Here is a 4,852-nt window from a genome sequence, read left to right as displayed (position 1 = left end):
GCAATTCCATGAAGAACCGCTTGCTGCTCAGATGTCCGGCGCGCTGCCGACCTTCTTCTTCATCTCCAGCGCCCAGGCGCGGCCTTCGTCGCCGCCCCACAGCAGCCAGGCGATGTAGCCGGCAGAGGGATTTTCCTCGTTGCCGTAGTTCTTGCCGCGCTTGACGACCTCGTGGCGGGCGAAATAGCTGACCATGCGGCGGATGGTCGAGGGTGAAAGGTTCTTGCGGTTCTTCAACTCCGTCGCCCTCGCGACGCCGATCTGGGTGCCGCCGCGGCCGAACTGCTTGCGCAGGCGCAGCCCCTTGGCGGCGTTGTCGGCGACCACCTGCGGGCAGCGCAGGTCGATTTCGTCTGCGGACATGTCATCCATCGCAGATTTTTAGCCTACGGGCAGAATGCGGGGAAGCGAGGGTTCCGGAGTTGCTAATCGGTGCCGGTACCAAAATGCGCTGAGATGAACGGGCACGAAGTCGCGCTCTACGGCGCGCCCCCCTCTGTCCTGCCGGACATCTCCCCCACTTGGGGGGAGATTGGCAGCTTCGCCGCCTCGCCGATCCTGCACCGTTGGCGATTGGCGAAAAGCCGCGATGACGGGTGATCTCCCCACTTGTGGGGGAGATGTCCGGCAGGACAGAGGGGGGCGCCGTAGAGCGCAATGGTGGCGGCATCGCTCCAATATCTTGGAGAATTCCCGCAAGCTGGCTCTGTGGATGCGCTCGCCGCGAACTAAACTGCGCCTCTGTGAAAGCAATTACCTAAACATTATCCCTTTAAATTGGTGATGTTCCTTACCCTGCCAAAGTTGCCCTCACCCAAAATACTCCTGCAGCGGCCGAACCTCGAGGTTTCCCGCGCGCAGCGCCGCGATCGCCTCGGCCACGGCCGCAGCGCCCGACAGCGTCGTGTAGTAAGGCACCTTCTGCATCAGTGTCGCCCGCCGCAGCGACTTCGAGTCCGACACGGCCTTCTGGCCATCGGTGGTGTTGAAGACGATCTGGACCTGGCGATTGCGGATGGCGTCTTCGATGTGGGGGCGGCCTTCGAGCACCTTGTTGATCTTTTCCGCCGTCACGCCGTTTTCGGCGAGGAAGCGGGCGGTGCCGGAAGTGGCAAGCACCTTGAAGCCCTGCTCGGCGAGGCGTTTTACGGCGGGCAGAATCCCCTTCTTGTCTTCGTCGCGCACCGAGACGAACAGCGTGCCCGCGCGGGGGAGATCAACACCCGCCCCTAGCTGGCTCTTGGCGAAGGCCAGCGCAAAGTCGCGGTCGAGGCCCATGACCTCGCCGGTCGAGCGCATTTCCGGCCCGAGCAATATGTCGACGCCGGGGAAGCGGGCGAAGGGGAAGACGGCTTCCTTGACCGCGATATGGCCGGGATTGCGCGCGTCAGGCATGGCGCCGTAATGCGCGAAGGCGTTTTCCAGCGTCTCGCCGGCCATGATGCGGGCGGCGATTTTCGCAATGGGACGGCCGATGGTCTTGGCGACGAAGGGCACGGTGCGCGAGGCGCGGGGGTTGACCTCAAGCACATAGACCGTGCCGTCCTTGATGGCGTATTGCACGTTCATCAGGCCGCCGACATTGAGCGCCCGGGCAAGTGCGGCGGTCTGGCGTTCCAGCTCGTCGACGAGGTCCGGCTGCAGCGAATATACCGGCAACGAGCAGGCGCTGTCGCCCGAATGGATGCCGGCCTCCTCGATGTGCTCCAGGATGCCGGAGACGAAGGTCTCCTTGCCGTCGCAAAGGCAGTCGACATCGACCTCGGTGGCGCCGGTGAGATAAGTGTCGAACAAAAGCGGGTTCTTGCCGAGCAGCGTGTTGATCTGGCCGGTCTTGTCGGCCGGGTATTTCTGCTTGATGTCCTCCGGCACCAGGCCGGGCACGGTGTCGAGCAGGTAGGTCTGCAGCATGCCTTCATTGTAGATGATCTGCATGGCGCGGCCGCCGAGCACATAGGACGGGCGCACCACCAGCGGGAAGCCGAGCTCGGCAGCGACGAGGCGCGCCTGCTCGACCGAATAGGCAATGCCGTTCTTCGGCTGGGTGAGCCCGAGCTTGTGCAACAGCTTCTGGAAGCGGTCGCGATCTTCCGCAAGGTCGATCATGTCGGGCGAAGTGCCGAGGATCGGGATGCCGGCCTTCTCCAGCGCGTCGGCCAGCTTCAGCGGTGTCTGGCCGCCGAATTGGACGATGACGCCGACCAGTTCCCCGGAGGCCTGCTCGGCGCGCAGGATCTCCAGCACGTCCTCCGGCGTCAGCGGATCGAAATAGAGCCGGTCGGACGTGTCGTAGTCGGTCGACACGGTCTCCGGGTTGCAGTTGACCATGATCGCCTCGAAGCCGGCATCGCGCAGCGCAAAGGCGGCATGGCAGCAGCAATAGTCGAACTCGATGCCCTGGCCGATGCGGTTCGGGCCGCCGCCGAGGATGACGACCTTCTTGCGCGACGACACACGCGCCTCATTGGCGAGCTCGCCGGCGAAGGGCGTCTCATAGGTCGAGTACATATAGGCGGTCGGCGAGGCGAACTCGGCGGCGCAGGTGTCGATGCGTTTATAGACCGGATGAACGCCGAGCTTTTGCCTGGTCTTCTGAATGACTTCGGCGTCGGTTCTGGTCAGCGACGCGAGGCGTGCGTCGGAAAAGCCCATCGCCTTCAGCATGCGCAGGTTCGGCGCGTCCTGCGGCAGGCCGTGCTCGCGGATGCGCTCTTCCATGGCGATGATGCCGGCGATCTGCTCGAGGAACCATGGGTCGATCTTGCACATGGCGTGCACGTCTTCGAGCGAGGTACCCATGCGGATCGCCTGCGCCACCATGCGCAGCCGATCGGGCGTCGGCGTGCCGAGCGCGGCGCGGATGGCGTTGCGGTCGTCGACGTGGTCTGCCGAGCCAAGGCCGGGGATCTCGATCTCGTCGAGGCCGGTGAGGCCGGTTTCCAGTCCGCGCAGCGCCTTCTGCAGCGATTCCTGGAAGCTGCGGCCGATGGCCATGACCTCGCCGACCGACTTCATGGCGGTGGTCAGCACCGGCTCGGCGCCGGGGAATTTCTCGAAGGCGAAGCGCGGGATCTTGGTCACCACATAGTCGATCGACGGCTCGAACGAGGCCGGCGTCGCGCCGCCGGTGATGTCGTTCTCCAGCTCGTCCAGCGTGTAGCCGACGGCAAGCTTTGCCGCGACCTTGGCAATCGGGAAGCCGGTCGCCTTCGAGGCGAGCGCGGACGAGCGCGAGACGCGCGGGTTCATCTCGATCACCACCAGGCGGCCATCGGCCGGGTTGACGGCGAACTGCACATTGGAGCCGCCCGTCTCGACGCCGATCTCGCGCAGCACCGCGATCGAGGCGTTGCGCATCATCTGATACTCTTTGTCGGTCAAGGTCAGCGCCGGCGCGACGGTGATGGAATCGCCGGTGTGCACGCCCATCGGGTCGAGGTTCTCGATCGAGCAGATGATGATGCAGTTGTCCGCCTTGTCGCGGACCACTTCCATCTCGTACTCCTTCCAGCCGAGCACGCTTTCCTCGATCAGCACCTCGGTGGTCGGCGAGGCGTCGAGGCCGGACTGGACGATGTCGTAGAATTCGGCGCGGTTGTAGGCGATGCCGCCGCCGGTGCCGCCCATGGTGAAGGAGGGGCGGATGATCGCCGGCAGGCCGACATGGTCGAGCGCTTGCGCCGCGATCGCCATGGCGTGGCTGATATAGCGCTGCTTGCGGTCGCCTTCGCCGAGGTTCCAGCGCGTCTCCAGCGCGTCGAGCGCGGCATCGAGGTTTTCGGGGTTCTCGGCTTTGAGCGCGGCGCGCTCGGCCTCGTGGATCTTGCGGTCGGCGTCCTTGACTTCTGTGGCGTTGGCCAGCATCGAGCGCGGCGTCTCCAGCCCGATCTTGCTCATCGCCTGGCGGAACAGCGCGCGGTCCTCGGCCTTGTCGATGGCATGCGCATCGGCGCCGATCATCTCGACATTGTAGCGGTCGAGCACGCCCATGCGGCGCAGCGACAGCGCGGTGTTGAGCGCGGTCTGGCCGCCCATGGTGGGCAGCAGCGCGTCGGGGCGCTCCTTGGCGATGATCTTCGCCACCACTTCCGGCGTGATCGGTTCGATATAGGTGGCGTCGGCCAGCTCCGGATCGGTCATGATCGTGGCCGGGTTGGAGTTGACCAGGATGACGCGGAAACCCTCTTCCTTCAGCGCCTTGCAGGCCTGGGTCCCGGAATAGTCGAACTCGCATGCCTGGCCGATGACGATGGGGCCGGCCCCGATGATCAGGATCGACTTGATGTCGGTGCGTCTTGGCATGGTCTATGGATTCCATTCGGCGAGCGGCTTGCACGACAAACCGGGCGGGGAGGACCCGGCCGGTTGTGCTTGCGATTCTGGTATCAGGCTAGGAGGGCCTTATAGGGAAGAGTTTTGGCGGATGTAACCCCGAAAATGAGGGTTTTGCGGGTTGGCGTGCCGGAACAAAACAGGCGTCTCATTCCTTCGCGCCCCCCTCTGCCCTGCCGGGCATCTCCCCCACGAGGGAGGAGGTTGGACGTCACGACTGCTTTCGCCAATTTTCGATGGTGAAGAAAAAGCGGGGCGCCAAAACAGCCGATCTCCCCCCAAGTGGGGGAGATGTCCGGCAGGACAGAGGGGGGCGCTGTCCCGCCGGCGTCTTCAGCCTATCAATTCCCCAGGGCCAGCTGATCCGTGATCTCAAAGCGCTCCGAAACGCCGATGCGGATCATGTTCAAGCTGCCTTCGCGGGTGAAGCGGAATTCGTCGGAGGAGTCCGAGCCGGCCGGCTTGCCGTCATGGAAGTGAATGATGCGCGTGCCGCCGTCCGGCCAGGTCACTGTCACGA

At 64.5% G+C, this 4,852-nt stretch carries 2 protein-coding genes and 1 pseudogene; all 3 read right to left on the bottom strand.

Going from position 1 to position 4,852, the window contains the following annotated elements:
* Positions 1 to 27 precede the first annotated feature (27 nt).
* A complete protein-coding gene (locus tag EOA32_RS33070; RefSeq protein ID WP_128373961.1) occupies positions 28 to 363 on the bottom strand; it encodes a hypothetical protein in 336 nt (111 codons plus the stop codon).
* Between the two features lie 447 nt (positions 364 to 810).
* Positions 811 to 4,302 (bottom strand): carbamoyl-phosphate synthase large subunit, encoded by a 3,492-nt coding sequence (gene carB / locus EOA32_RS33060; protein ID WP_128373960.1) that lies wholly within the window; start codon positions 4,300 to 4,302, stop codon positions 811 to 813.
* A 371-nt stretch (positions 4,303 to 4,673) separates the two neighbouring features.
* Positions 4,674 to 4,852 (bottom strand): annotated as a pseudogene (locus EOA32_RS40320) (SH3 domain-containing protein); the annotation flags it as partial.

This window comes from Mesorhizobium sp. M1A.F.Ca.ET.072.01.1.1 (genome assembly GCF_004023325.1).
Classification (GTDB): domain Bacteria; phylum Pseudomonadota; class Alphaproteobacteria; order Rhizobiales; family Rhizobiaceae; genus Mesorhizobium.
The sequence above is the reverse complement of the archived record's forward strand: the minus strand, read 5'-3'. Positions and strand labels throughout refer to the sequence as shown.

Bases quoted from the DNA above. Each gene is read 5' to 3' on its own strand.
- carB (WP_128373960.1), bottom strand. From the start codon at position 4,302: ATGCCAAGACGCACCGACATCAAGTCGATCCTGATCATCGGGGCCGGC.
- EOA32_RS33070 (WP_128373961.1), bottom strand. From the start codon at position 363: ATGTCCGCAGACGAAATCGACCTGCGCTGCCCGCAGGTGGTCGCCGAC.